The sequence below is a fragment of the Embleya sp. NBC_00896 genome (assembly GCF_045207785.1).
Taxonomy (GTDB): domain Bacteria; phylum Actinomycetota; class Actinomycetes; order Streptomycetales; family Streptomycetaceae; genus Embleya.
In genome coordinates this window covers 744,953-769,237 of the sequence record NZ_CP108777.1, presented here as the reverse complement: position 1 = coordinate 769,237, position 24,285 = coordinate 744,953, and the positions used below count along the sequence as shown (strand labels likewise).

Genomic DNA, 24,285 nt, shown 5'->3' with positions numbered 1-24,285 from the left:
CGATGGCGGGCGCCTCGTGTTCCCCGGTACGCGAGGCGCGATGCGCGCCGGGCGGGTTTTCGCGAGCCGACGATGCGGCTCGCCCGACCCGGCGGACGCCGTCGCGTCGGCGCCTTTTGGGCCGGCCGCCGAGAGGCGGCGAGAGGTGTGCGTGGGCGGATGTCCTTGTCATCTCGATTCCTTGACTACATCATGCAATTCATCGATGGGCCGGATCAGGTCATCGATGGGCCGGATCAAGCGAGAACGAGGCATGACGATGAACACCAGCGAGCTCCTCGACGACCACGACGCGGTGGGCCTGGCCGGCCTCGTGCGCCAAGGCGCGGTCACACCGGCCGAGCTCCTCGAAGCGGTGGTCACCCGCATCGAGGAGCGCGACCCGACGCTGCGCGCGTTCGTGTCCACGCGCTTCGAGGCGGCCCGGGCCGAGGCCGCGGCGGAGCTGCCCGACGGCCCCCTGCGCGGCGTCCCGTTCGCGGTCAAGGACCTCGGCTGCGACGTCGCCGGCATGGTGACCACCGAGGGCTCGCGCCTGTTCGCCGACGCGGTCGCCGAGCGGGACGGTGTACTGGCGACGCGATATCGCCGCGCCGGACTCGTCGTCGTCGGCAAGACCAACACCCCCGAGTTCGGCAAGAACGCCAGTACCGAACCGCTCCTGCACGGCCCGTCGCACAACCCCTGGCGCACCACCCACTCCACCGGCGGCTCCTCGGGCGGCTCGGCCGCCGCCGTCGCCGGCGGGATGCTGCCCGCCGCGCACGCCAACGACGGGGGCGGCTCCATCCGCATCCCGGCGGCCTGCTGCGGACTCTTCGGACTCAAGCCCTCGCGCGGTCGCGTCCCCGACGACCACGGGCTGTCCGCGTTGGCCTACCCGCTGTCGATGGCGCACGCGGTCACCCGCACGGTCCGGGACTCGGCCGCGCTGCTCGACGTCGTCGCCGGCCCCCTTGCCGGCGACCCCCACGCCGCGCTGCCGCAACCGCCCGCCGGCTCGTTCCTCGCCTCGCTGGACACCGCGCCCGCCCGGCTGCGCGTCGGCTTCGCGACGACCAACGCGGACGGACGCGACGCCCACCCCGCGGCGGTACGCGCGGTCGAGCGCACCGCGGCGCTGCTCGCCGAACTCGGCCACCATGTCGAGGAGGGCGCGCCGGTCTGGGACGGCCCGGCGACGGGCCGAGCGCTCGGCCAGGTGATGGCGGCGGCCACGCACGTCCGGATCGAGGACCGACTCGCCGCGCTCGGCCGGGAGTTGCGAGACGACGACCTCGAACCGTTCACCAGGGTCATCCACGACCGCACGGCCGCGATGGGTGCCCAGGACCTGGTGCGGGCGCTCCAGGCGGTCGTGCGGATCGGCCGCGAAGTCGCACCGTTCTTCGACTCCCACGACGTGTGGCTGAGCCCCACGCTGGGCGTCCCGGTACCCGAACTCGGCGTGCTGGATACGAGCAACCCGCCGAGCATGTTCGCCCGCGCCGCCGAACTGACGTGGTTCACCTCGGTGTTCAACGTCACCGGACTTCCCTCGGCGAGCGTGCCGGCGGGCTTCGACGAGGCCGGGCTGCCGGTGGCGATCCAGCTCACCGGTCGCATGGGTGCCGAGGCGCAACTCCTGCGGGTCGCCGCGCAGTTGGAGGAGGCCGCGCCGTGGCCGCGGCAGGCCCCATGGCCGCCGCCCGTGGCCGGCTGACACCGGGATCGATGATCGGGCAACGGCCGGATCACCGTGCGCCGCGCCCGTTGTCGCGGAGGGGCGGACAACGGGCCCGAGGACCGGAATCGGCCCCGGTCCCGGTCCCGGGCCCGGCCCCGGTCTCGGCGTGGTTCGACGACCGTCGGCCGCTCAGCGCTTGATGCCGACCCCGCCGTAGCCCCAGACGTTCTCGACCGCGTCCAACGGGGTCTCGGGCTCGCCGTCCGGATTCCAGTGTGGGCGGATGCCGGGCGGTTCGATCAGCTCGAAGCCTTCGAAGAAGGCCAGTACGCGGTCGTAGCTGCGCATCGTCATCTCGGCCGAGGCGTTCTTCCAGCCGGCGGCACCCGCCTGCCCGCGCGCGGGGTCGGAGTCGTAGGAGGCGTGCGACAGGATGAGCATGCTGCCCGGCGGGAGCGCGTCGCGCAGCGTCGCGACGATCTCTCCCGGGTTCTCCTCGTCCTTGATGAAATGCAGGATCGCCACGAGCATCAGCGCGATCGGCTCCGCGAAGTCGATCACCTTCAGCACCTCGGGCGCGGTCAGGATCGCCTTCGGGTCGCGCAGGTCGGCCTGGGTGAACGTGGTCTGCCCGGGCCCGTGGTCGGTCATCAGCGCCCGCCCGTGCACGAGCACGATCGGGTCGTTGTCGACGTACGCCACCCGCGCGTCCGGCGCGATCTCGTGCGCGGCCTCGTGGGTGTTCCCGGCGGCGGGAATGCCCGTACCGACGTCCAGGAACTGACGGATGCCGCGTCGCGCGGCGTAGCGGACGCTGCGCTGGAGGAAGAGCCGGTTGAGCCGCAGCGTGGTGGCCAGATCCGGGATCGCGCCGAGGATGTGCTCGGCCGCCGCGCGGTCGACCGCGAAGTTGCTCTTGCCGCCGAGCAGATAGTCGTAGATGCGGGCGGTGTGCGGGATGCTCGTGTCGATGTGGGTCGGGACGGAATCCGCGTCGACCTCGTCCAGACGGGGCAGCCGCCAGGTGTCCTCGTCGCCGGTGCCCGCGTCGTTGCTCGGTATGGACGTCACGTTCTCAAGCCTCCGCACAACCGATTCCATGGGTCAGCCGACCCTACTGTCCCCGGGGGCGCGCGGTCCCGGTGATGACGACACCGGTGACGACGACACCGATGCGGAGGCCACCGGTGCGGGTGCCACCGGTGTTGGCCCAGTCGGTGTCCGACGCGCGACCTCCGGCCGTCGCCGCGGCCGGCCGTCATCCTTCGGTCGCGCCGGCCCATGAGCCGTGCGGCGTAGCCCAGTTCAGCCCGCCGAGCGATCCTCGACGACCCTTGCGGCTGCGATCTTCGATACCGAACGTACCTCTGCTACGCGCCACTGATCCTGTGGGGCCGTTGCTGGCCGTTGCCGGCCGTGCTGACCGTGGCCTACCGCAAGCGCCGTCGCGCGGGCGTCGGGTCGGATCCCCGATCGCCGCGACCGCGCACGCGTGTGGCAGCGTGATCACGAACGGGGCGACAGGCGACACCAGCCGAGGAGAGATGTGGGTACGAGCCGGACTCTGGCGCAGATCCTGGACGCGGCGGCCGGCGGCCGGTTCCCGCCGCCGGACGGGACGACGACCGTGGTGCCGCAGCCGAGCCGGCGCGACGCCGGAGTCGTCGCGTTCACCGCGCACTCCGTGGTGTTCACGGACGAGGACCCCGCGTGGGTGCGCGGGACGTTGGCGGCCATCGATTGCGACGAGTTGGCCGCCACCATGAACCCGCGCTTCCTGGCGGCGTTGTTGGACCGCACCGGCCGATCGGTCGACACCATCGACCTGTTGACGGTCGCCGACGCCCTGCCGGGTGAACCTCCCCTGGAACTACGCGAGATCGCGGACCCGGACCACCCCCGCGTGACGCGAGCCCGCAAGCGCCGTGACGACGTGCGCGTATGGGCGGCCGACGGCGGGGTGCTCGTCCTCGGCCGGGGGATCGCGGGGCGCTGGGAGACGGCGATCGAGGTGGACCAGGAGGTACGCCATCGGGGCCTGGGCCGGGCACTGGCGACGGCCGCCCGGCATCTGGTGCCCGACGGGGGACCGATCTGGTCCCAACAGGCCACTGGCAACGCGCGCAGCATCCGCGCGTTCCAGGCCGCCGGGTATCGGCCGGTCGGCGCGGAGGCCCTGCTCATCGCGTCCTGAGGCGTGCGTGGGAGGGGGTCGGCTTCGCTCTGTGCCCGGCGACAGGCTTTTGCCAAACGGTCGACCACTTGTCTTTCCTGGTCGGTTAGCTTTCAAGGCATCCGTTGAGCTTCAGGTACGGGCCCGTTCGGCATGATCGACCGGGTCCGTGAGGAGGGGTGTGCCATGAGTGCGATCAACCTTGCGGAGACGGCGGCCGGTCTGCCGGAGGCGTGGATAGCCCACCGGCTGGGTTCGGTGGGGGCGGGCTGCGTGCAGGTGCTGCGCATGGACGAGTCGTCGGTCCAGGCGGAGAGCCATGATGCCGCCGAGGCGCTGCTGGTCCTCGATGGCCGGCTGGAGATGGAGGTGGATGGCATGCCGGTGTCGGTGCGGGCGGGCGAGCTGTACGTGGTGCCGGCGGGAGCCGCACACGCGGTCCGTCCCGGAAGCAGCGGCACGTTGGTGATCGTGGAACTGCCCGAGAAGTAAGGGCTCTTCGGGCGGACTCGACCGGCCGGGTACTCATTTCGGGTGCAGGTGAGCGGGTGGTCCGAAGCGAAGTCGGTCCTCGGCCCGGCCCTGGCGTTGTGCCGGCGTCCGGGCCGCGATGGCGGCGTGGTGCTCGTGGCGGCTGCGGTGGTCGGGTCTCGTCACGTCCCGGTCGCGGGCGGTGCCCGTCGCGACGAGTAGGCCCGGGTTGCGGTGTACGGGTGGACTGTGACGCATTGTCGTGACCGGCGTACGAGGGCACACCGCGGGACTCAAGCAGCCGCCGGAGGACGTGGCGGACGGTCACGACTTCACCGCGGAGCCCGGCTGGGCCCAGGCGTATGCCGCCAGGTCGGCGGCGACCGCCGCCGTCTGGAGTGATCCGCGGGCCTGGACCGGGGAGACCTCGATGACGGGCGGCGGGCCGATGCCGGCCGGGCTCGTCGGCGGGATCGTGCTGGGCGAGTGGCTGCTGCACGGCTGGGACCTGGCCGTGGCCACCGGGCAGACGCTGACCGTGGACGACGAATTGGCGGGGGTGTTGTACGAGGACGTCGCCGGCAAGGCCGAGACGGCCAGGAAGTACCACGTGTTCGGCCCCGAGGTCGGTGTGCCGGAGACCGCCCCGCTCTTCGACCGCGTGCTGGGTCTGGCGGGCCGCGACCCGCTGTGGAAACCCGGCGACTGACCGCGCCGGCCGCTGCCGGGTTCGCAAGCCGCTTGCTCCGGAGGTACCCGCGTCCGGTCAGGAGGGCGCGCAGGAATCGGGTGAGGTCCTCGGCGCTGGAGATCATCCCGCCGGCCGGCCCGGGGGCACCGGGGTTGCCGTGGCTCAGAACGGTGGGATCCCGATCCCGGCGATCGTCATGTTGCCGTCGAGGATCCGCTCGACCGCGAACGTCGATCCGACGCCCCGCACCCACAGGACCGGGATCTCGGCCGCCGCGACCGCCGCGATGTCGACCGAGGCGTCGTCGGTCCACAACCGACCGCTCCACCCCTCGCCGTCGGGCACCCGCCGCAGACGAGCCTCGACCGCGACCCGGGTGCCGTCGGCGATCACCACGGCCGGACCGTCGTATCCCTGCACGCTCATGTCCACCAGACTGCGCCGAAGTCGCGAGCTCCGCAGGTCGAATCCGCCGCCCGACGGAGTGGTGGTGCGCAGGCCGCCCGAGGCGCGCCGAGGCGGGCGCCGGTCTGCGCCGGGAGGAAGTGGCCCGGCTCGTCCTCGGGCCGCGCACGAGGGCACCGCCCCCCGGCCGCCCTCGACGCCGCCGCCCGGCCCGAGCACCGCGCGTCGATCAGCGACGCGGCCTGCCCTGCCCGGTTCCGTTCAGGGCCGCGAGGGAGGCGAGCGGGGTTCCTCGATTCCACAAGCCGAAGAAGTCGCGATGGATGGCGAGGATGCCGTTCTCGACGGCGAACGCGGTCGACTGTCGGGTGAACGTCGTCGTGGTGACGAAGACGGCGACGTCGGCCGCGAAATGCGTCTTGGCACCGAGCAGGTCGCGGACCTCCTTCGGAGCGATCCGGCGCGTGGGCGTGTACCTCTTGCACTGGATGACGGCGCGGCGTCCGTCGGGCAGGCGGCACAACACGTCCGCCCCGTTGTCACCCGAACCGCCGACCCGGCGCACCTCGGCGAAGCCGTCCCGGCGGCACAGATCGGCGACCAACTCCTCGAACTGCGTCCCGGTGAGCAGATCCACCTCCTCCAGCGTCCGCCGCCCCGCCGCCAGCGCGTCCTGGTGTCGCCACAGCTCGTCCTCGACGCGCGCTCGCCGATGGGCACGCCACAGTCCCCAACCGACCCCCGCCATCGCACCGGCCACCACGACCCCGACCGCCCACCAGGGGCCGCCGACGACGAACGCGACCGCGACCGGCGCCAGGGCCGTGCCGATGGCCACCAATGGCACGGCGGGCGAGCGCGGCCCTCCCCGCGTCGAGCCGCGCGGGCGCGTGTCCCTCATGTCGATTCCCCCGATCATCGAAGTGTCCGCGTCCAGTGTGGCCACGCTGCGGTCGTCGCGGGGCCCGTTCGCCCACACTCCGCGGGCCGCTCGGGTGGTGTGTGACAGGATCGGACTCCCCTCGTCCCAGCGGAGGTTCGGCCGGATGTTGGAACTGTTGGCGGCGTTGCGGTTGGCCCCGCCGGCGGTGGCCGACGCGCTCGCCGAGCGGTTCCGGCCGCAGCTGGTGCGGTTGTTCGCCGCCGAGTTCGGTCTGCCCCACGCGGCCGCCTCGGGGGACACGAGCGGCTGAGCGGCCTCGATCCGCCGGACGACCGCGCGAGAGATCGGCGAGGAGCTATCGCGGGTCGGTCGAGCCGACCATGATCGTCGCGAACGGCACGAGGCCGTGCCTGCGGTAGAAGCGGAGGGCGTCCTCGTTGCCGGCGATCACGGCGAGTTCGAGGTCCCGGATGCCTCGGGCCCGCAGTTCGTCCCGAACCGCTTCCAGCAGTCGGGTACCGGTCCCCGCTCCGCGCCTGCCCGGCAGGATCGCGAGCGACTCCAGGATCCCGATGCGGGCTCCCCGCGTCCAGGAACCGGGCGTGTCGTCGACGACGCGCGCCATGGCGTAGCCGACGGGCTCGCCGTCGTGCTCGGCGACGAGGGCGAAGCCGTCGGGGGAGGCCAACCAGTCGACGTAGCGTGCGCGCCGGACAGGCCACGAGTCCTCGGGCGTCAGCGGCGGCATCAGGTCCTCGACGGGGGTGGCGATGCCCAGGTGGTGTCGGTGCAACTGCCGCCACAGCGGGGCGACCTCGTCGATCCGCGCGGGGTCGAGCCGGCTGATGCGCGCGGGTCCGGCGGGCTGGGTCTGTTCGGCTTCGTCGATCATGCGGCCCCATGCTCGCATCCGGCCCGCGACCACGGGTACAGCGGGTCCCCGTGCTCCCGGGAGGAAGGGGACCCTACCCGGAACGGAGTGGTGTCCGCACGCGAAATATGGCTGTAGACGAGGGACGATCTTCGTGTTTCTATCTACGTCATGGTATCTACCGACCGACTGTTGGCGTTCGCGGCGATGTCGTTCCTGCTGATCGTGATACCCGGCCCCAGTGTGTTGTTCGTGATCGGGCGGGCGTTGGGGCAGGGGCGCCGGGCCGCGTTGATCACGGTGGTGGGGAACACGCTCGGGGCCTATGTGCTCGTGGTGGCCGTCGCGCTCGGGGTCGGGTCGATCGTGGAGCGGTCGGTGCTGGCGTTCACGGCGCTGAAGCTGGTGGGTGCCGCGTACCTGGTGTACCTCGGTGTCAAGGCGGTGCGGCAACGCGGGTCGTTGCACGCGGTGTTCACCGGTGACGCTTCCGCGCAGAGCAGTTGGCGCACGCTGTGGGAAGGGTTCGCCGTCGGGGTGGCCAACCCCAAGACCATCGTGTTCTTCGCCGCCGTACTGCCCCAGTTCGTCGACCGCGGGCAGGGGCACGTGATGGCCCAGATGCTGCTGCTGGGCCTGGTCTTCAACGTCATCGCGGTGACGTTCGACAGCGTCTGGGGCCTGGTCGCGGCCACCACGCGGACCTGGTTCGTCCGGTCGCCGCAGCGGCTCGCCACGGTCGGCGGGATCGGCGGCCTCACGATGATCGGCCTCGGCGTCACCGTCGCCGCGACCGGCCGTAAGGACTGAGGCCCCGTCCGGCTCAGCCCACCTTTCGGGCGAGGGCGCGGCCCGCCGCGCGGCCGGAGAAGATGCAGCCGCCCAGGAACGTGCCCTCCAGGGCGTTGTAGCCGTGCACACCGCCGCCGCCGAAGCCCGCCACCTCGCCGGCGGCGTACAGCCCGGCGAACGGGGTGCCGTCCGGTCGGACCACCTGGGAGTCCAGCGTGGTCTCCAGGCCGCCGAGCGTCTTGCGGGTGAGGACGTGCAGCCGCACCGCGATCAGCGGCCCCTGCGCCGGGTCGAGGAAACGGTGCGGGTGTGCGACCCGGGTGATCCGGTCGGGCCAGTACGCCCGCGCGTTGCGGATCGACATCAGCTGCAGGTCCTTGGTGTACGCGTTGTCGATTCCCCGGTCGCGGGCGACCACTTCGCGCTCCACTCGCGCGAAGTCGAGCCCGGGGTCGGGGGCGATCGCGTTCATGCCGTCGACGAGTTCGCGCAGTGTCCGGCGCACGACGAAGTCCTCGCCGTGGTCCAGGAAGGCCTGCACCGGACCGGGCGCGCCCTTGCGCACCCGGGACAGCACCAGCTTGAGGTCCTTGCCGGTGATGTCGGGGTTCTGCTCGGAGCCCGACAGCGCGAACTCCTTCTCCGCGACGGCCCGGGTGAGCAGGAACCAGGTGTGGTCGTGGCCGCCGGCGACGATGTGTCGCAGCGTGGCGAGGGTGTCGTGGCCGGGGAACAGCGGTGCGGGCAGTCGCCGTCCGGTCGCGTCCAGCCACAGCGAGGACGGGCCGGGGATGATCCGGATCGCGTGGTCGGGCCAGACGGGATCCCAGTTCTTGACGCCCTCGGTGTAGTGCCACATCCGGTCGCGGTTGACGAGCGAGGCGCCGGCGCGCTCGGCCGTCTCCAGCATGCGGCCGTCGACGTAGGCGGGCACGCCCGTGATCATGGACCTCGGCGCGGGGCCGACCCGGTCCACCGGCCAGTTCCGGCGCACGAGTTCCTGGTTGCCGCCGATGCCGCCGGAGGTGACGACGACCGCCTGCGCCCGCAGCTCGAAGTCGCCGGCCGCCTCGCGGGAGGAGGCCACGCCACGCGGCTGGGCGCTCGGCACGAGCACGGTGCCGCGGATGCCGACCGCGGCACCGTTCTCCACGATCAGTTCGTCGACCCGGTGCCGGTACCGGAAGGTGACCAGGCCCCGGGCGGCCGCGTCGAGGACCGGCTCACGGAAGACCCGGACGACTTCGGGGCCGGTGCCCCAGGTGAGGTGGAAGCGCGGGACCGAGTTGCCGTGCCCGGTCGCCGTACCCGCACCGCGTTCGGCCCAGCCGACCGTCGGTGTCAGGCGAAGGCCCAGGTCGTGCAGGTAGCGCCGCTTCTCGCCGGCCGCGAAGTCGACGTACGCCCGGGCCCATTGGCGGGGCCAGTGGTCCTCCCGCTCCCGGTCGAAGGCCGCCGAGCCCAGCCAGTCGGCCAGGGCCAGCTCGGGGGAGTCCTTGATGCCCATCCGGCGCTGCTCGGGGCTGTCGACGAGGAAGAGGCCGCCGAGCGACCAGAACGCCTGGCCGCCCAGATTGGCCTCGTTCTCCTGGTCCACGACGAGCACCCGGCGTCCCGCGCGGGTGAGTTCGTACGTGGCGACCAGGCCGGCCAGGCCCGCGCCCACCACGATGACGTCGGCGTCGTCGCTCATTGCTGCTCCCGGGGGATCGGCGTGCTGTAGGCGTCGAGGACACGGAAGAACAACTGCTCGCGGCGCTCGCGCACGACGGCGCTGTCCGGGTCGAGCAGGACTTGCACGGTGGTGCCGTCGTGGACGGCGACGAGGGCCTGTCCGAGTGCGGTGCGGTCGTCGACCCGGCGCCCGGCCCGGCGCAGCGCGTCCACCACGACCGGCAGGACGGTGTCGAGGATCGCCTGCTCGCGCGCGGCCATCACCCGGCGCAGCGACGGGGTGCGCAGTGCGTGCGCGGTGAACTCCGCCGTCACCCGGTACCACCGGTCGTCGACGGGGATCGCCGCCAGCGCGGCGCGCAGTGCTTCCTGCGGCTCGGCGGCGGGGACCTGTTCGAGCGCGGTGGCGATGTCGGCGAGCATGCGCGCGGAGCGCTCCTCCCACATGGCCAGGAACAGCTCGTCCAGGGAGGAGAAGTTGGAGTAGAAGGCGCCGCGGGTGAATCCGGCGTGTTCGCAGATCTGCTCCACCGTGGAGCGGCCGAAGCCGTCCTCGGCGAAGACCTCGAGCGCGGCGTCGAGCAGGCGCCGACGTGTCTGCGCCCGCCGCACGGTGACGCGTTTGGGGTCGGCCCCGGTGGTGGACGCGGTCATCGGCCTCACCCCTCTCGATACACGAACGTCGGATGCACGAACGTATCGGATGCACGAACGTATCGGATGCATTCCTGTATCGACAAGGGATGCCGTCGGGCGGGAACGTGGAGGGTCGGCTGCCCGGGCGGGCCGGCGGCGGCGCTCTCGCCGACGTCCCGGCCGGCCGAGCCCGACCGGTGGGGCGCGCCGCGGACGAGACCGCGGTGCGCCCCACCGGGGTCAGAGACCGGCGGTGTACAGGAGGGAGTCGGGGGAGCCCGCGCTCACGTCCAGGACGTCCTTGGTGGACTGTTGGGCGAGCCACGCGGAGATGGCCGCGGGGGTGGCGTTGGGGTTCGCGGCCTTGTAGAGGGCGACGACTCCGGTGACGTGCGGGGTGGCCATGGAGGTGCCCTCCCCGGTGGCGCTGCCGCCGCCGAGCAGCGCCGAGACGATCCCGCTGCCGGGCGCGTACAGCGAGAGGCAGCCGCCGTGGTTGCTGAAGGCGGTCTCCTTGTCGCTGCGGTCGGTCGCGCCGACGGTCACCACGCCGACGGCCCGGGCGGGGGAGACGCCGCAGGCGTCGATCGCGTCGTTGCCGGCGGCGACCACGGGCAGGAAGCCCTTGTCCGCCAGCGCGTTGACGGCATTGTCGACGGAGGCGGAGGCGGGGCCGCCGAAGGAGGCGTTGACGACGGCGGGTTGCGTGCCGTTCCTGGCGATCCAGTCGAAGCCGGCGATGATCCCGGCCCCGGTGCCCTTGCCCTCGCAGTTGAGGACCCGCACGCTCACCAGCGCCGTCTTGTTCGCCACGCCGAACGTGGCGCCGCCGACGGTGCCCGCGACGTGTGTGCCGTGCCCGGAGCAGTCCTGGCCGTTGCCGCCGTCGCCGATGGCGTCGTAGCCGGGGACGGCGCGCCCGCCGAACTCGCTGTGCGGGTAATCGATGCCGGTGTCGACGATGTAGGCGGTGGTGCCCGCGCCGGTTCCGGTGGCGGTGAATTGGTCGTCGAGCGGCAGGGCGTGCTGGTCGATCCGGTCCAGGCCCCAGCTCGTGGTGGCGGCGGGGCCGGCGCCGATCTCGCCGGCGAAGACGAGGCTGTTCTCCTCGACCGCCGCGACCGCGGGGTTGTCCCGGACGGTCGCCAGTTGGTCCGGGTCGAGACCGGCCGCGAAGCCGTTGAGGGCGTCGCTGTAGGTGAACATGGGTGTGAGGTCGAGCTGTTCGAGTACGGCGTCCGGCGCGGCGTCCTGCGCGAGCGTGACGATGTACTGGCCCGGCACGGCCTGCGCCGACCGGTACAGCGGAGCCGGGGCGGCCCGGCCGGGGGAGCCGGCCTGGGCCACCGCGTTCGGCACGGCACACAGGGGCACGATCAGGAGAAGGGCCGCGGACGCGCAGCGCGCGAACAGTCGCATGGGGTACTCCAGCCGGGACGCGGGCAAAGGCGCCCGCCACCGGGACGGATGGCGGACGGACCATCACCTGCCCTTCGACCGCGAACCCGCCGGCCTTGACCGCTTTCACCCGGTCGGCCGCGCCGGGGGCACGCGGCCGACACGGGGCGGGCGGGTCAGCCGGCCGGGGTGCCGGCGTCGCCCTCCTCGACCCAGTTCATGGTTCGCTCGACCGCCTTGTGCCAGTGGCGGTATCCGCGTTCGCGGGTGGCGGTGTCCATCCGCGAGGTCCACTCGGCCGCGCGGTGCCAGTTCGCGCGCAGCGAGTCGAGGTCGGGCCAGTAGCCGACCGCCAGGCCCGCGGCGTAGGCGGCGCCCAGCGCGGTGGTCTCGGCGACGAACGGCCGGGCGACCGGGGCGTCCAGCACGTCGGCGATGGTCTGCATCAGCAGGTTGTTCGCCGTCATGCCGCCGTCGACCTTGAGCGCGGCGAGCTTGACCCCGGAATCGCGTTCCATGGCGTCGACCACCTCGCGGGTCTGCCACGCCGTCGCCTCCAGGACGGCACGCGCCAGGTGGCCCTTGTTGACGTACGCGGTCAGGCCCGCGATCACGCCGCGCGCGTCCGAGCGCCAGTAGGGAGCGAAGAGCCCGGAGAAGGCCGGCACGTAGTAGGCGCCGCCGTTGTCCTCGACGGTCAGCGCCAGGGTCTCGATCTCCGCGGCCGTGGAGATCAGCCCCATCTGGTCGCGCATCCACTGCACGAGCGAGCCGGTGACCGCGATGGACCCTTCGAGCGCGTACACCGGCGCGTCCTTGCCCAGCCGGTACCCGACGGTGCTGAGCAGTCCGTGGTGGGATTGGACCACCCGCGGCCCGGTGTTGATGAGCAGGAAGCTGCCGGTGCCGTACGTGCTCTTGGCCTCGCCCTCCTCGAAGCAGGTCTGGCCGAACAGGGCCGCCTGCTGGTCGCCGAGCGCGGACGCCACGGGCACGCCCTCCAGGGCGCCGCGCGCGGTGCCGTACACCTCCGAGGAGGAGCGGATCTCGGCGAGCATCGCACGCGGGATGTCCATCGCGCGAAGGATCCGGTCGTCCCAGTCGAGGGTCTCCAGGTTCATCAGCATGGTCCGCGACGCGTTGGTGACGTCGGTGACGTGCACGCCGCCGTCGGGGCCGCCGGTGAGGTTCCAGATGACCCAGCTCTCCATGGTGCCGAAGAGGACGTCGCCCCGGTCGGCGCGCTCGCGCAGGCCCTCGATGTTGTCGAGCAGCCAGCGGGCCTTGGGGCCGGCGAAGTAGCTCGCCAGCGGCAGACCGGTCTCCACCCGGAAGCGGTCCTGTCCGACATTGCCGCCGAGTTCGCGGCACAGGGCGTCGGTACGGGTGTCCTGCCACACGATCGCGTTGTGTACGGGCTCGCCGGTGTGGCGATCCCACAGCACCGTGGTCTCGCGCTGGTTCGTGATGCCCAGCGCCCGGATCTGCTCCTTGCGGAGGCCGGCCTGCGCGAGGGCGCCTGCCACGACCTCCTGCACGACCGTCCAGATCTCCGAGGCGTCGTGCTCGACCCACCCCGGGCGGGGGAAGATCTGCCGGTGCTCACGCTGGTCGACGGCGACGATGCGCCCGTCCGCGCCGAAGATGATGCAGCGGCTGGACGTGGTGCCCTGGTCGATCGCGGCGATGTAGGTGTCGGGCATGGCCCCTCTTCCGATTTCCGATTTCCGAGTCCGACTTCAGGACTGTGGGGTGTGTGCGGGGTGCGGGGTGCGGCAACGACGGTGCGGGGAGCGGTGCGACGGTGTGGCGGTGGATCAGAAGGCCAGACGGTACAGTCCGCCTGCGGCCAGCCCGCCGAGCATGGGGCCGGCGATCGGCACCCAGGCGTAGGCCCAGTCGGAGCCGCCCTTCTTCGGGATGGGCACCACCGCGTGCACCAGGCGGGGTCCGAGGTCGCGGACCGGGTTGATGGCGTAGCCGGTGGGGCCGCCGAGCGAGAGGCCGATGCCGACCACGAGCAGGGCCGTCATGAGGATTCCGGTGCCGGACAGCGCCAGTCCGTCGGTGAGGCCCTGGGTCAGGATCACGATCACCAGGACGGTGGTGGCGATGGTCTCGGTGACGACGTTCTGCACGGGGTTGCGGATCTCCGGAGAGGTGGCGAAGACGCCGAGCACGGGTTCGTGGTGTTCCTGGAACTGGCCGAGGTAGGTGAGCCAGGCGAGTACGGCGCCGATCACGGCACCCAGGAGTTGTCCGGCGAAGTACACCGGCACCTTGTCCCATTGCCCGGACTTGACCGCGATGCCCAGGGTGACGGCCGGATTGAGGTGCGCGCCGGACAGCGAGACGCTTGCGTACGCGCCGGCCAGCACCGCGAAGCCCCACCCGAAGGTGATCGCCAGCCATCCGGCGTTTTGCGCCTTGGAACGGTTCAGGGTGACCGCCGCGCAGACACCTATGCCCATGAGCACGAGGATCGCGGTGCCCAGGGTCTCGCCGATGAAGATCTTGTCGCTCGTCACAACAGGCCCTTCTCTCCGATGGCGCCGGTGGGCGCCGGACGACACGCGCCGCGCCGGGATCGGCGCGGCGGATCGATGCCGGGGGTCGTGGATACAGCAGACACGGGGCGGTGCGCACTCGGATCGGGGCAGTTGTCGGTCCGACGGCGAGAGAACGGTCGCCCGACCGGCAGGGAGCGAGTTGTCCCGCCCGATCTCGTTCGGTGATAGTGACTGGGATTCGACAATGACGACCGCTGTCCGGCAGTTTTCTCTGCGTGTTGCATCGACGTCAAGAGCCGGTGAACAACTCGTCACCATCGGATCTCGCATGCGCGGCCGCCGGTGCCCGTGGAAACATGCCGATTTCGGCGCGTCGAGCGGGATGCCGGGGGCGGAGGGCGCGGTTGCCCCGACGGGGCGGGCCCGGCCGGGTCCCATGGCTCATTGACGACCGCTGTTCTACATTGCCAACCTGATCGTCGATGGAGGAGTTGGTATGCCCGGTCCCATCCAGTCGCTCGAACGTGCGGCGGCCATCCTGCGGTTGCTCGCCGGAGGAGAGCGGCGATTCGGGCTCAGCGAGGTGGCCACGACCCTGGGTCTGGCGAAGGGCACCGCGCACGGAATCCTCAGGACGCTGCACCAGGAGGGGTTCGTCGAACAGGATCCCAAGAGCGGCAAGTACCAACTCGGCGCCGAGCTGTTGCGGCTGAGCAATTCCTATCTCGACGTGCACGAACTGCGGGCGCGGGCGCTGGTGTGGGCCGACGACCTGGCCCGCGCGAGCGGCGAGAGCGTGCGCATCGGGGTGCTGCACAAGGGCGGGGTCCTGGTGATCCACCACGTCTTTCGCCCCGACGACAGCAGGCAGGTCCTGGAGATCGGGGCGATGCTGCCGCTGCACTCCACGGCGTGGGGGAAGGTGCTCGTCGCCTTCGACCCCGCCGCGCGCGCGGAGTTGGCCGAGGCCGAACCCGTCGCCTTCACCGCCCGCACGATCACCGACCCGGCCGAGCTGGACGCGGAGTGCGTCACGGTGCGCGAGCACGGCTGGGCGAGCGACGTCGAGGAGTCGGTGTTCGGTCTCGCCGGGATCGCCGCGCCGATCCGCGATCGCCGCGGCAATCCGCTGGGCGCCGTGGGGATCAGCGGCTCGGTGGAGCGGATCGTGCTGGACGGCGCGCCCCGTCCCACGCTGGTGGCCGCGGTGCGCGACGCGGCCCGGGCGATCTCGCGTGACCTGGGCGCCTCGTTCCCGTACTGACGCCGGCCCGGCCCCGTTCGGGCGAGCCGGCGACGAAAAGCGGAAGGCATGTCACTTGACGGCGACCCGGGTGGGATGAAAACTGTCGTATGACGGTCGACATTGTCGAACGTCGGATGGTGGCGGGGGGTTTTCCCCGACCGGCACCGATCAACCCGCCGCCGCCCGCACCATGGACGGCCCCGTGGAAAGAAGACGCGCGTGATGAGCACCGCCCCCGGTCCGACCGTCCCCGTCCGCGCCCAAAGCCGCGACGAACTCGTCCGCGGCACCCACGACCTGCTCGTCATCGGCGGAGGCATCCTGGGCACGGCCGTGGCCTGGACCGCGGCCCAGACCGGGCTGCGGGTGGCCATGGTGGACGCGGGCGACTTCGCCGGCGCGACCTCCTCCGCGTCCTCCAAACTCGTCCACGGCGGGCTGCGCTACCTCCAGACCGGCAACCTCAAGCTCGTCGCCGAGAACCACCGCGAACGCCGCGCCCTCGCCCGCGACGTGGCCCCGCACCTGGTCCGACCGCTGTCCTTCCTGGTCCCGGTGTACAAGGACGGCCCGCACGGCTCGGCCAAGCTCGGCGCGGGCGTCTTCCTCTACTCCGCCCTCTCGGCGTTCGGCGACGGCATGGGCAAGGTGATCGGCCCCGAGAACGCGGTCGAACTCGTCCCCGCGCTGCGCACCGACGGGCTGCGCCGCGCCGCGGTGTACGGCGACCACCAGATGAACGACAGCCGCGTCGCGGTCACCACCGTGCGCGCCGCCGTCGACTCCGGCGCCGTCGTGCTCAACCACGCCGAGGTGGTCGGCCTGCGCAAGGACGCCGCCGGGCGGGTCACCGGAGCGGACCTGCGCGACCGCCTCGACGGCACCGAGTTCGGCGTCGACGCGCGCGTGGTCCTCAACGCCACCGGCCCGTGGGTGGACCACCTGCGACGGATGGAGGACCCCTCGGCCGCCCCCAGCATCCGGCTGTCCAAGGGCGTCCACCTCGTCCTGCGCCAACACCAGCCCTGGCGCGCGGCGCTGACCATCCCGATCGACAAGTACCGCGTCTCCTTCGCCATCCCGTGGGAGGACCACCTGCTGCTCGGCACCACCGACGACGCGTACGAAGGCGACCCCGCCGAGGTCTCGCCGAGCGAGGCCGACATCACGCAGATCCTGGACGAGGCCGGCCACGCCGTCGAGACCTCCCAGGTCCGCCGCGAGGACATCACGTACGCCTTCGCCGGCCTTCGGGTGCTCCCGGGCGGAGCGGGGGCCACCAGCGAGGCCAAGCGCGAGACGGTCGTCTCCGAGGGCCGCGGGGGCATGCTCTCGGTCGCGGGCGGCAAGTGGACCACCTACCGCCACATCGGCCGCACCGTCATGGAGAAGCTGGCCAAGGCCGGCGCGGTGGCACTGGAGACGGACATGGCGACGCCGCTGCGCACGGTGGCGCTCCCGGGCTCGGCGAACCCGGAGGCGGTCGCCCACCGCCTGATGACCGAGGAGCCGGGCGAGGACGGCATCGACGCGGCCGTGGCCCGCAACCTCGCGTCGCACTACGGCAACCTGGCCTACGACGTCGCGGCCCTGGTGCGCGAGGACCGCGCCCTGGGCGAGCGCGTGCACCCGGACGGGCCGGACATCTGGGCGCAGGTCGTCTACGCGCGCGACCACGAGTGGGCTGTCACCGCCGACGACGTGCTGCGCCGCCGCACGACGACGACCATCCGCGGCCTCGACACCCCCGAGGTGCGGGCGCGGGTGGCGGCCCTGCTCGGTGACGGGCCCCGCTGACGAAGCCACCACCGGCGGCGCGGTCGCCGGCACCCGCGCCGCCGAGACCAAGGCGGGCGAAATCAGTTGGCGGGCTTGCCGAACCAGCGGGAGAGGTGGTCGTCCAGGTCCTGTTGATCGTCGCCGATCCAGGCGACGTGCCCGTCGGGGCGCAGCAGGACGCACGGAACATCCAGTACCGCAGTGGGATCCGCGAGGTAATCGACCCGGTCCGACCAGCCGCCGACGGTCAGGCGTTCGGTGCGGTCCAGCAGCAGGCCGCGGCCGCGGTGCAGCAGACCGTAGAGGTGGCCCTGTTTCACGTCGATGTCGCGCAGGCGGCGGCCGAGCAGGTCGGGGCCTTCGCCGAAGTCGTAGCGGATGCCGATCGCGGTGATCTTCTCGATCAGATGGCGGTTCACCTCGTCGAAGTCCATGAGTTCGGTGAGCAGCCTGCGCACGGCCTGCGGGCCCGGTTCGGTGGAGTGCAGTTCCATCTGGGCGCGGGTGTTGTCCAGCACGTCCTCGGCGACCGGATGACGTTCGGCCTGGTAGGTGTCCAGCAGTGTTTCCGGCGCCCAGCCGCGGATCTGTGCGGCCAGCTTCCAGCCGAGGTTGAACGCGTCCTGAACGCCGAGGTTGAGGCCCTGTCCTCCGGTGGGTGGATGGATGTGTGCCGCATCGCCGGCCAGCAGTACCCGCCCGACTCGATAACGTTCGGCCAGCCGGGTGGCATCGCCGAAGCGGGACAACCAGCGCGGGGAGTGCACGCCGAAATCGGTTCCGGCGATGGTGCGCAGCTGTTGTTTGAAATCCTCGAGGGTGGGTGGTTCCGCGCGATCGCTGACTCCCGCGACGGGGACTAGGACGCTATATGCCCCTTCGCCGAAGGGCCGGAGCCAGAATCGCTTGTTGGTCTCGCCGATTTCGGTCACCTTGGCGGCGATCTCCTCCTGCGGCACGCCCACTTCCATCTCGCCCATCAGCGTCTCGGTCCGTGAGGGCTCGCCGGGGAAGCCGACGCCGAGCAGTTTGCGCACCGTACTGCGCCCGCCGTCGCAGCCGACGAGATAGCGCGAACGCAGCTGTTCGCCGTCGGCCAATTCGACGGTCACACCCTCGTCGTCCTGCTCGAAATCGACCACCGCGCAACCGCGCCGGACCTGCGCACCCAGTTGGGTCGCATGTTCTTCGAGCAGGTGAACGATGACCGGCTGCGGGATGCCCAGCAGATAGGCGTGCGCGGAATCCAGGCCCTGGGGCGCGGGTTTGTTGATGGCGGCGAAGAATCCGCCGGCCGGACGCTGTCTTCCGTGTTCGCGAATGCGATCCAGCAGTCCGCGCATTGCCATCAGCTCGAGACTGCGAATGTGCAGACCGACGATGCGGACGAACGACACGGGCTCGGTTTCCTTCTCCAGAACGAGTACCCGCACATCGTGCAGCCGCAGTTCGGCGGCCAGCATCGCGCCGGTCGGCCCGCACCCGGCAATGATCACGTCGAACATGAGGGGCGCACGATCGGCGCCGGAGGTCGGCGACCGGAGTCCGGGGACGTCGCTCACGGTGAAGTCGCGCTCGACCGCATCGTTCGACGACGGCTCGGCGGTGAATTGTGGAGAGTCCATGGGTGTTGCCTTTCGGGAGTGCCTTGTTGTGGAGGCGCTCCCGGCGACACCTACGTCAATCGCCGGCCGCGACGGGAAGGGGGAGCACCCACGTCGATACTGCGTTCATGGGTCTCACCTCCTCGGGCGGTGTCACGGTCCATTGCAAGCTACAAGCCCGAACATCACCCCGTCCAACCCTTTCCCGGCCACGTGATCATCCGGCCACCTGACGGCTGGGGACACGTTCGCGAGCGGAGGGCCCAGTTTCCCGTGGGTTCACGACAACCGAGGGCTTGGGCCCGGACCCCCCAGAAATAGTGGTCTCGGGCTGACCTGCGTGGTCTGTTGTCGATTCCGAGGGTGGAGGCTCGCCGATCCGCCGATCCGCCGATCCGCCGATCCGCCGATCCGCCGATCCGCCGGCTGCGACGGCCGCGACGGCGAACACGCCGCGACACGGCGACGCGTGGAGCTCGGCACGGACCGGTGTGTGGACACGGTGTGGCCGCCGTGGGCGCGTATTCGCCGGATCGGGTGAAATCGTGGGGTTCTCGGCGCGGGTGGCGTGCCGTCGGTCGGAATCGGGGGTTGTCTCGGAGAGCTGTTCCGAGGGAGGTCAGGATGGGGCGCGTCGCGACCGGTGGTGGTTCCACGCGGTACGGCGTGTTCTGTGCGATCGTGCTCATCGCGTTGCTGTCCCTGCTGCACGCGACCCGCACACCCGGCGCCAGGCACCTGATCGTGCCGGACACCGATCGGTGCTCCGCAAGTGCCCTTCGGCAGAGCGTGGTTCCCGTCGTCGGCGACGCGCCCGGTGACCGCTTCGCGCAGGCCGACGCGCCGACCGGGGATCCCGGCGGCCGGCACGGGTCGGCGGTCGGGACCCCGTGCACGGTGGGCGCCTCGCGGCCGCGACACCTGTCGACCGCTTCATCGGCTTCCGCCGTCGTGGAGACGATCGGGGTCCGGATCGCCGGCGCGACCGAGGCCGTCGAAGTCGCGGCCCGGACTGGCCCGACCGCACCCGGGGGAGCACCCGCGCGGACCGTCGTCCTGCGCTGCTGAGGCATCCCCGCCGACGTGTGCCCGCCGCATCCCGCGGTGGGTCGCGCCGGCGTGCCGCGATCGCTTCCTCAGCCCCGCGAACACGGGAGTACCCGCCATGCCTTTTGACGTCTACGCGGCCCTGAACGCCCTGGTGCGCGCCGAAGCCGCGCGCTCCGCCCCGGCCACCCCGGCCGCTGCGGCAGCCGAGCCCGCCGAGTCCGCCGCGGGCCCGGAGACCGGCCTCGTCGGCGGCGCGCCGAGTCCGGCCGACACCGACCCGGCGGCCGGCGCCGCCATCGCCCTCGACGGGGATGAAGCAACGCCCTCGGCGGCCACGCCGTAGGGCCTTCGTCCGCGACCCGGTCCGGTGCCCTCGGCGTGGCCGCGCCGAGGGATACCGGACTCTCTCCCGTCGAGTCGCCCGTCGAGAACGGGCTCGCGTTCTCCGTCGACACCCGGCTGTCCGGCACGGGAGTGGTCAGCACTCGGGTGGAGGCGAAGCCGGCCAATCGGCGCCGGGCGACGGCCGCCGGCCCGGCGCCCAGTTCGACGGCCGTGACGGCCGGCCCCCGCTCCGCCAGGGGCACGGTTGCCTGGCCGGTGCCACAGCCGACCTCGACCACCCGGTCTCCGGGGGCGAGCCCGGCACGGCTGACCAGGTCATCGAACATCTGCGACGGGCAGACCGGCCTGGTGCGGTCGTACACCTCGGCCGCCTCGTCGAACACCGCACACAAACCATGACGCTGTCCGCTGTCGTCCACGACGCCCAGCCTCGCAAGGGTCGGAGCCGGATCACGACGATCCTGCCCCACCGTGCCGCATCGGAGAGCCATTCGTGCGACCTCGGGGCCCTCGCTGCCACCTGCGCCATACGGGGGAATTCGACCTTTATCACCCGATTGGTAGGCCGTTCGAAGCTCCCGAAAGGGCTGCCGTCGCCGAAGATCGCGGGGTCGGGTACAGACGGACGAGGAAGAAGAGGCCGCAGGACATGAGTCGACCGTTCCCACATCGCTGGCCCGCCCTGGCCTCCCGCGGCCTCGCAGTGGCCGCCGTCACCGTGGCCGGCCTGCTTCCGGTCGGCCCGGCGCAGGCATCGGCTCCGTCCGGCACCGAGGCGGTTTCGGTGTCGTGCGACTCAGGCGACCGCAACTGCCCGCCGAAGCGGCTGAGTCCCAAGGTGCGGGCCGAGCTGGACCGGACCATCCAACAGAAGATGCGCGAGGCGGGTATCCCCGGCGCGATCGTCGGATTGTGGATGCCCGGAAAGGGCGACTACGTCAAGTCCTTCGGCGTCGCCGACACGGCCACCGGCGCGCCGATGACCGAGCGCCTGAACATGCGCATCGGCAGCGAGACCAAGACCTTCACCGTCACGGCCATGCTGGAACTGGTCGACGACGGTCTGATCGGCTTGGACGACCCGATCTCCGCGTACGTGGCCGGTGTTCCCGACGGGGACCACATCACCCTGCGTCAGCTCGCCGAGATGCGCAGCGGTCTCTTCCCGTACTCCGCGGACCCGGACTTCGTCGCGACTCTCCTGGCCGATCCCAAGCGTCCCTTCACCCCCGAGGAACTGCTCGGCTACGCGTTTCGGCACCCCAACCTCTTCCCGCCGGGACAGGAGGGCCAGTACTCCAACACCAACACGATCCTGCTCGGCCTGGTGGTCGAGAAGGTGAGCGGGAGCAGCCTGGCCGACTTCATCCGGACTCGGATCGCGAAGCCGAGCCACCTGGACCACACGTTCCTCCCGCGCGGGGCCGAGTTCCCCGAGCCGCACGCCCACGGCTACACCCAGCAGACCCCCACCGGTGAGACCGCCGACGCCACCGATTGGAACCCCAGTTGGGGCTGGGCGGCCGGTGGGATGATCTCCGACCTCCAGGACCTGCGGAAGTGGGCCGTCGACCTCGCCACCGGCACCCTGCTCAGCCCGGCGACCCAGGCCGAGCGGCTCAAGACCCTCCCGACGGCCATTCCCACGCTGAAGTACGGACTCGGGATCTTCGACGTCAACGGCTGGCTCGGCCACAACGGCTCGCTGCCCGGCTACCAGAGCCTGACCGTCTACCTCCCCGCGCAGCAGGCCACCCTGGTGATCCTGGTCAACTCCGACATCTCGTACCAGGACAACGAACTGCCCACGATCCTGGCCAAGGCGATCACCGGCATCGTCACCCCGGCCAACGTGTACGACCTCCCACAGCCCGCCGCCCAAAGCTCCGGCGGCATCGGGGAACCTCGATACCGCCGGTTGCGCTGAACCTGCCCACTGGGCCCGGGACGTGATCCGGGCCTGCTCCCGGCTCAGGACGATCTCGAGATGTGATCCGGCCGGTCGGATCGAGGGCACCGGTGGCGGCGTCGGCGCAACGCGATAGAGATGTCGCCATGGCACTTACGAAGGTTGATCCTCGGGATCAGTGGCTCTCCTCGGCGTTGTCGGGCCTGGTCACCGGCGGAGGGATGTGGTACCGAGACGTGCTCGGGGGCTTCGAGCGGGTCGGCGGCTACCTCGCCGGTACCTGGGACCCACCGGCCGGTGCGGACGGACCGGGCACCGTCGGCGACGGGTCCTGGCCACCGTTCATCGGCCGGATCGGCGCGATCGCCCTGCGCGCGGCGGCACCCGCGACCAGGGCCGAGCACCGGGAGGCCCTGCTCGGACTGCTCGACGTCTGGGCGGACACGCCGCTCGCCGACCCGACGGCGCGGCTGCGCACGGGTGTCGCGCGCGCCGACGCCAAGGCCGTGCGCGACGAGCGAGGGGCCACCATCGCGACGTCGTGGCCGCGCGACGGCCGCTGCGACGTCCTCCAGGTGCGCACCGGGGACGCCGATCCGCCCGAGTTCGGCGAGCCGGCCGACTGGGTCGAGGTCGCGCGCGGCTGGGGCGACGCGCGGCAGTTGCGCCGCTCGTCGCGCTGGTGCGCGAGCGCGGGCCGATCGCCTGGGACGCCGCGGCGGCCCGGCGGGTGAGCGCGGAGACCGGCCTGTCCCGGGCGGGGGCGGCGCTGCTGCTGACCGGCGATGCCGGCGGGATCCGCACGCTGCCACCCCTCGATCCCGATCAGCGCCGGGTGCTCGGGCTCGGCCTCGCCGAAGCGGGCGCCGCATACCAGGAGTTGGGTCGGCTGACCGAGCTCGACCGGCTGGAACTGTTCGCGCACGTGCTGCCCGACGATCCGGCCGAGCTGTGGGAGCCGGCCGGCCCGGCTGCGCTCGCGGACCGGATCTGCGCCGCCTGGCAGGCCCGGTTCGGGCGCGCGGTCGCGGCACCGGAGGAGACCCTCGCCGTACTGGCCGAGCTCACCCACGTCACCCTGCACACCCCCGCCGCCCAGATCTGCGCCGCCTTCCTGGCCCCCGACACGCACCCGCTGACCAGCCGGGATCACGACCCCTGGCTGGAAAACGGAACCGGTGGGGCGTACTCCACCAGCGAGGAACAGGGCGTCCGCTGGTTCGAGGAGTTCCTCAAGGCACTCGCCGGCGCACTGCCGGTCGTCTACGCCGAGTTGCCCGCCGGGGATCCGGTCCGCGCCGGGCTGCCCGCCGTGGTGGCCGCGCTCCGGGCTCGACTCGACCACCCGGGACTGCTGTTGAACGCCGGTTACACTCCGCGCTTGCACGACCGCGTCGACCGCCTGCGCGCCCTGTTCGGCGAGCGGCCCTACGTCGGTCCGATCCCGCTCGCGGCGGCGAGCTTCGACGACGGCCTGACCATCGCCACCATCGGCGAGCCCACCGAGCGCGACCCGCGGCCGACCACGCGCCTGTACTTCCGCCCGGCCCACTACGGCGACGACGAGCGTTCGGCGCTGCTGCGCGAGGTCGCCTCCGGCTCCTCGGACGTCCGCGACGTCGTGGACATGCTGCGCGGCGACTGGTGTGCGCGGGTGGTGGACCGGGTCACCGGCGACGGGCTGCCGGCGGGCGGGTACGAGACCGACCCGACCCTGAGCGCGCCCGAGACCGTCGCGCGGGTGGAGAAGGCGCTCGGGGTGGATGCCGACGCCGCCGCGCTGTACCTGCAACTGCTCGCGCTGGAACGGCCGACCGACCGTCGGATCCGCCTCTGGAACGGCTGGAACGCCGCCCGCCACCGGCAGGCCGCGGCCGCGCTGGTGACGGCCGGTGCGGTGGTCGCGGACAAGCGGCCGCGCGCCGGTCGCGGGGTCTTCCTGCCGGGCGACTGGGCCAAGGCCCGCAAGCAGCTGTGGCCGATGGAGGTGTGGAAGGCGAACCTGCTCGGCGTGCGGTTGATCGGCCACGAGGTCTGGTCCACCCCGACCCGGCGGTCGACCCTGCCCGAACTGTTCGCCCACGCCTGGGACTTGGTCGAGCGGGGCGACGGACCGGGCTGATCGGAAGAAGGGTGGACCCGGCGCCCGGGCCGCTCGCGAACCGCCGAGCGGCCCGGGCGG

Annotated in this window: 23 protein-coding genes; 13 read left to right on the top strand and 10 right to left on the bottom strand. The window is 72.0% G+C overall.

Annotation, left to right across the window (positions count from 1 at the left end; all coding sequences use genetic code 11):
• The first annotated feature begins 259 nt into the window (after positions 1 to 259).
• Positions 260 to 1,702: an amidase family protein gene (locus OG928_RS36710; RefSeq protein WP_331766323.1), complete on the top strand. Its 1,443-nt coding sequence runs from the start codon at positions 260 to 262 to the stop codon at positions 1,700 to 1,702.
• A gap of 153 nt (positions 1,703 to 1,855) precedes the next feature.
• Here the strand turns inward: OG928_RS36710 and OG928_RS36705 are convergent, their stop codons facing one another.
• Entirely contained in the window at positions 1,856 to 2,737 is an 882-nt protein-coding gene (locus tag OG928_RS36705; protein ID WP_331766322.1) for an SAM-dependent methyltransferase, read from the bottom strand.
• Between the two features lie 475 nt (positions 2,738 to 3,212).
• Between OG928_RS36705 and OG928_RS36700 the strand changes: the two genes are divergently transcribed.
• The 3 genes from OG928_RS36700 to OG928_RS36690 all read left to right on the top strand — a co-directional run bounded on the left by OG928_RS36700 (position 3,213) and on the right by OG928_RS36690 (position 5,019).
• Entirely contained in the window at positions 3,213 to 3,860 is a 648-nt protein-coding gene (locus OG928_RS36700) for a GNAT family N-acetyltransferase (RefSeq protein WP_331766321.1), read from the top strand.
• 165 nt (positions 3,861 to 4,025) lie between these two features.
• Positions 4,026 to 4,331: a cupin domain-containing protein gene (locus OG928_RS36695; RefSeq protein ID WP_331766320.1), complete on the top strand. Its 306-nt coding sequence runs from the start codon at positions 4,026 to 4,028 to the stop codon at positions 4,329 to 4,331.
• Positions 4,332 to 4,572: 241 nt separating this feature from the next.
• Positions 4,573 to 5,019: a TIGR03086 family metal-binding protein gene (locus OG928_RS36690; RefSeq protein WP_331766319.1), complete on the top strand. Its 447-nt coding sequence runs from the start codon at positions 4,573 to 4,575 to the stop codon at positions 5,017 to 5,019.
• Positions 5,020 to 5,163: 144 nt separating this feature from the next.
• On the opposite strand, the gene OG928_RS36685 is transcribed toward OG928_RS36690, so the two are convergent.
• The gene (locus OG928_RS36685) at positions 5,164 to 5,427 is read right to left on the bottom strand and encodes a DUF4873 domain-containing protein (RefSeq protein WP_331766318.1); all 264 of its coding nucleotides are present in this window, start codon (positions 5,425 to 5,427) and stop codon (positions 5,164 to 5,166) included.
• Positions 5,428 to 5,635: 208 nt separating this feature from the next.
• Positions 5,636 to 6,307, bottom strand: coding sequence for a restriction endonuclease (locus OG928_RS36680; RefSeq protein WP_331766317.1), 672 nt, complete (start codon positions 6,305 to 6,307; stop codon positions 5,636 to 5,638).
• A 145-nt stretch (positions 6,308 to 6,452) separates the two neighbouring features.
• On the opposite strand from OG928_RS36680, the gene OG928_RS36675 reads away from it, so the two are divergent.
• The gene (locus OG928_RS36675) at positions 6,453 to 6,599 is read left to right on the top strand and encodes a hypothetical protein (protein WP_331766316.1); all 147 of its coding nucleotides are present in this window, start codon (positions 6,453 to 6,455) and stop codon (positions 6,597 to 6,599) included.
• A 45-nt stretch (positions 6,600 to 6,644) separates the two neighbouring features.
• Here OG928_RS36675 and OG928_RS36670 read toward each other — a convergent pair whose 3' ends face one another.
• Positions 6,645 to 7,181: a GNAT family N-acetyltransferase gene (locus OG928_RS36670; protein WP_331766315.1), complete on the bottom strand. Its 537-nt coding sequence runs from the start codon at positions 7,179 to 7,181 to the stop codon at positions 6,645 to 6,647.
• A 150-nt stretch (positions 7,182 to 7,331) separates the two neighbouring features.
• On the opposite strand from OG928_RS36670, the gene OG928_RS36665 reads away from it, so the two are divergent.
• Positions 7,332 to 7,970, top strand: coding sequence for a LysE family translocator (locus OG928_RS36665; protein ID WP_331766314.1), 639 nt, complete (start codon positions 7,332 to 7,334; stop codon positions 7,968 to 7,970).
• A 13-nt stretch (positions 7,971 to 7,983) separates the two neighbouring features.
• On the opposite strand, the gene OG928_RS36660 is transcribed toward OG928_RS36665, so the two are convergent.
• From OG928_RS36660 to OG928_RS36640, 5 genes are all read right to left on the bottom strand, one after another.
• A complete protein-coding gene (locus OG928_RS36660) occupies positions 7,984 to 9,645 on the bottom strand; it encodes an FAD-binding dehydrogenase (protein ID WP_331766313.1) in 1,662 nt (553 codons plus the stop codon).
• Complete coding sequence (locus OG928_RS36655) at positions 9,642 to 10,280, bottom strand: TetR/AcrR family transcriptional regulator (protein WP_331766312.1); 639 nt, start codon at positions 10,278 to 10,280, stop codon at positions 9,642 to 9,644. The genes OG928_RS36660 and OG928_RS36655 overlap by 4 nt, the downstream gene beginning before the upstream one ends.
• A 222-nt stretch (positions 10,281 to 10,502) precedes the next feature.
• The gene (locus tag OG928_RS36650; protein WP_331766311.1) at positions 10,503 to 11,681 is read right to left on the bottom strand and encodes a S8 family peptidase; all 1,179 of its coding nucleotides are present in this window, start codon (positions 11,679 to 11,681) and stop codon (positions 10,503 to 10,505) included.
• 155 nt (positions 11,682 to 11,836) lie between these two features.
• Positions 11,837 to 13,363, bottom strand: a complete 1,527-nt coding sequence (gene glpK, locus OG928_RS36645; RefSeq protein WP_331766310.1) for a glycerol kinase GlpK — start codon at positions 13,361 to 13,363, stop codon at positions 11,837 to 11,839.
• A 114-nt stretch (positions 13,364 to 13,477) separates the two neighbouring features.
• On the bottom strand, positions 13,478 to 14,188 hold the full coding sequence (locus tag OG928_RS36640) for an MIP/aquaporin family protein (protein WP_331766309.1): 711 nt from the start codon (positions 14,186 to 14,188) through the stop codon (positions 13,478 to 13,480).
• A gap of 478 nt (positions 14,189 to 14,666) precedes the next feature.
• Between OG928_RS36640 and OG928_RS36635 the strand changes: the two genes are divergently transcribed.
• Positions 14,667 to 15,434, top strand: a complete 768-nt coding sequence (locus tag OG928_RS36635) for an IclR family transcriptional regulator (protein ID WP_331766308.1) — start codon at positions 14,667 to 14,669, stop codon at positions 15,432 to 15,434.
• A 204-nt stretch (positions 15,435 to 15,638) separates the two neighbouring features.
• The gene (locus OG928_RS36630; protein WP_331766307.1) at positions 15,639 to 17,213 is read left to right on the top strand and encodes a glycerol-3-phosphate dehydrogenase/oxidase; all 1,575 of its coding nucleotides are present in this window, start codon (positions 15,639 to 15,641) and stop codon (positions 17,211 to 17,213) included.
• A 62-nt stretch (positions 17,214 to 17,275) separates the two neighbouring features.
• Here the strand turns inward: OG928_RS36630 and rox are convergent, their stop codons facing one another.
• Positions 17,276 to 18,820 (bottom strand): rifampin monooxygenase, encoded by a 1,545-nt coding sequence (gene rox, locus OG928_RS36625; protein ID WP_331766306.1) that lies wholly within the window; start codon positions 18,818 to 18,820, stop codon positions 17,276 to 17,278.
• A 603-nt stretch (positions 18,821 to 19,423) separates the two neighbouring features.
• On the opposite strand from rox, the gene OG928_RS36620 reads away from it, so the two are divergent.
• The 5 genes from OG928_RS36620 (at position 19,424) to OG928_RS36600 (ending at position 24,225) form a co-directional block, all read left to right on the top strand.
• On the top strand, positions 19,424 to 19,867 hold the full coding sequence (locus OG928_RS36620; protein WP_331766305.1) for a hypothetical protein: 444 nt from the start codon (positions 19,424 to 19,426) through the stop codon (positions 19,865 to 19,867).
• Between the two features lie 97 nt (positions 19,868 to 19,964).
• Positions 19,965 to 20,192: a hypothetical protein gene (locus OG928_RS36615; protein WP_331768357.1), complete on the top strand. Its 228-nt coding sequence runs from the start codon at positions 19,965 to 19,967 to the stop codon at positions 20,190 to 20,192.
• Between the two features lie 651 nt (positions 20,193 to 20,843).
• The gene (locus OG928_RS36610; protein WP_331766304.1) at positions 20,844 to 22,121 is read left to right on the top strand and encodes a serine hydrolase domain-containing protein; all 1,278 of its coding nucleotides are present in this window, start codon (positions 20,844 to 20,846) and stop codon (positions 22,119 to 22,121) included.
• A 128-nt stretch (positions 22,122 to 22,249) separates the two neighbouring features.
• Positions 22,250 to 22,837, top strand: coding sequence for a hypothetical protein (locus tag OG928_RS36605; RefSeq protein WP_331766303.1), 588 nt, complete (start codon positions 22,250 to 22,252; stop codon positions 22,835 to 22,837).
• Positions 22,786 to 24,225 (top strand): hypothetical protein, encoded by a 1,440-nt coding sequence (locus OG928_RS36600; RefSeq protein WP_331766302.1) that lies wholly within the window; start codon positions 22,786 to 22,788, stop codon positions 24,223 to 24,225. The genes OG928_RS36605 and OG928_RS36600 overlap by 52 nt, the downstream gene beginning before the upstream one ends.
• The last annotated feature ends 60 nt before the right edge of the window (positions 24,226 to 24,285 follow it).

Bases quoted from the DNA above. Each gene is read 5' to 3' on its own strand.
- OG928_RS36670 (WP_331766315.1), bottom strand. From the start codon at position 7,181: ATGATCGACGAAGCCGAACAGACCCAGCCCGCCGGACCCGCGCGCATC.
- glpK (WP_331766310.1), bottom strand. From the start codon at position 13,363: ATGCCCGACACCTACATCGCCGCGATCGACCAGGGCACCACGTCCAGC.
- OG928_RS36675 (WP_331766316.1), top strand. From the start codon at position 6,453: ATGTTGGAACTGTTGGCGGCGTTGCGGTTGGCCCCGCCGGCGGTGGCC.
- OG928_RS36610 (WP_331766304.1), top strand. From the start codon at position 20,844: ATGAGTCGACCGTTCCCACATCGCTGGCCCGCCCTGGCCTCCCGCGGC.
- OG928_RS36685 (WP_331766318.1), bottom strand. From the start codon at position 5,427: ATGAGCGTGCAGGGATACGACGGTCCGGCCGTGGTGATCGCCGACGGC.
- OG928_RS36710 (WP_331766323.1), top strand. From the start codon at position 260: ATGAACACCAGCGAGCTCCTCGACGACCACGACGCGGTGGGCCTGGCC.
- OG928_RS36615 (WP_331768357.1), top strand. From the start codon at position 19,965: ATGCCTTTTGACGTCTACGCGGCCCTGAACGCCCTGGTGCGCGCCGAA.
- OG928_RS36695 (WP_331766320.1), top strand. From the start codon at position 4,026: ATGAGTGCGATCAACCTTGCGGAGACGGCGGCCGGTCTGCCGGAGGCG.
- OG928_RS36630 (WP_331766307.1), top strand. From the start codon at position 15,639: ATGAGCACCGCCCCCGGTCCGACCGTCCCCGTCCGCGCCCAAAGCCGC.
- OG928_RS36680 (WP_331766317.1), bottom strand. From the start codon at position 6,307: ATGAGGGACACGCGCCCGCGCGGCTCGACGCGGGGAGGGCCGCGCTCG.
- OG928_RS36665 (WP_331766314.1), top strand. From the start codon at position 7,332: ATGGTATCTACCGACCGACTGTTGGCGTTCGCGGCGATGTCGTTCCTG.
- OG928_RS36635 (WP_331766308.1), top strand. From the start codon at position 14,667: ATGCCCGGTCCCATCCAGTCGCTCGAACGTGCGGCGGCCATCCTGCGG.
- OG928_RS36650 (WP_331766311.1), bottom strand. From the start codon at position 11,681: ATGCGACTGTTCGCGCGCTGCGCGTCCGCGGCCCTTCTCCTGATCGTG.
- rox (WP_331766306.1), bottom strand. From the start codon at position 18,820: ATGGACTCTCCACAATTCACCGCCGAGCCGTCGTCGAACGATGCGGTC.
- OG928_RS36620 (WP_331766305.1), top strand. From the start codon at position 19,424: ATGGGGCGCGTCGCGACCGGTGGTGGTTCCACGCGGTACGGCGTGTTC.
- OG928_RS36605 (WP_331766303.1), top strand. From the start codon at position 22,250: ATGGCACTTACGAAGGTTGATCCTCGGGATCAGTGGCTCTCCTCGGCG.
- OG928_RS36660 (WP_331766313.1), bottom strand. From the start codon at position 9,645: ATGAGCGACGACGCCGACGTCATCGTGGTGGGCGCGGGCCTGGCCGGC.
- OG928_RS36655 (WP_331766312.1), bottom strand. From the start codon at position 10,280: ATGACCGCGTCCACCACCGGGGCCGACCCCAAACGCGTCACCGTGCGG.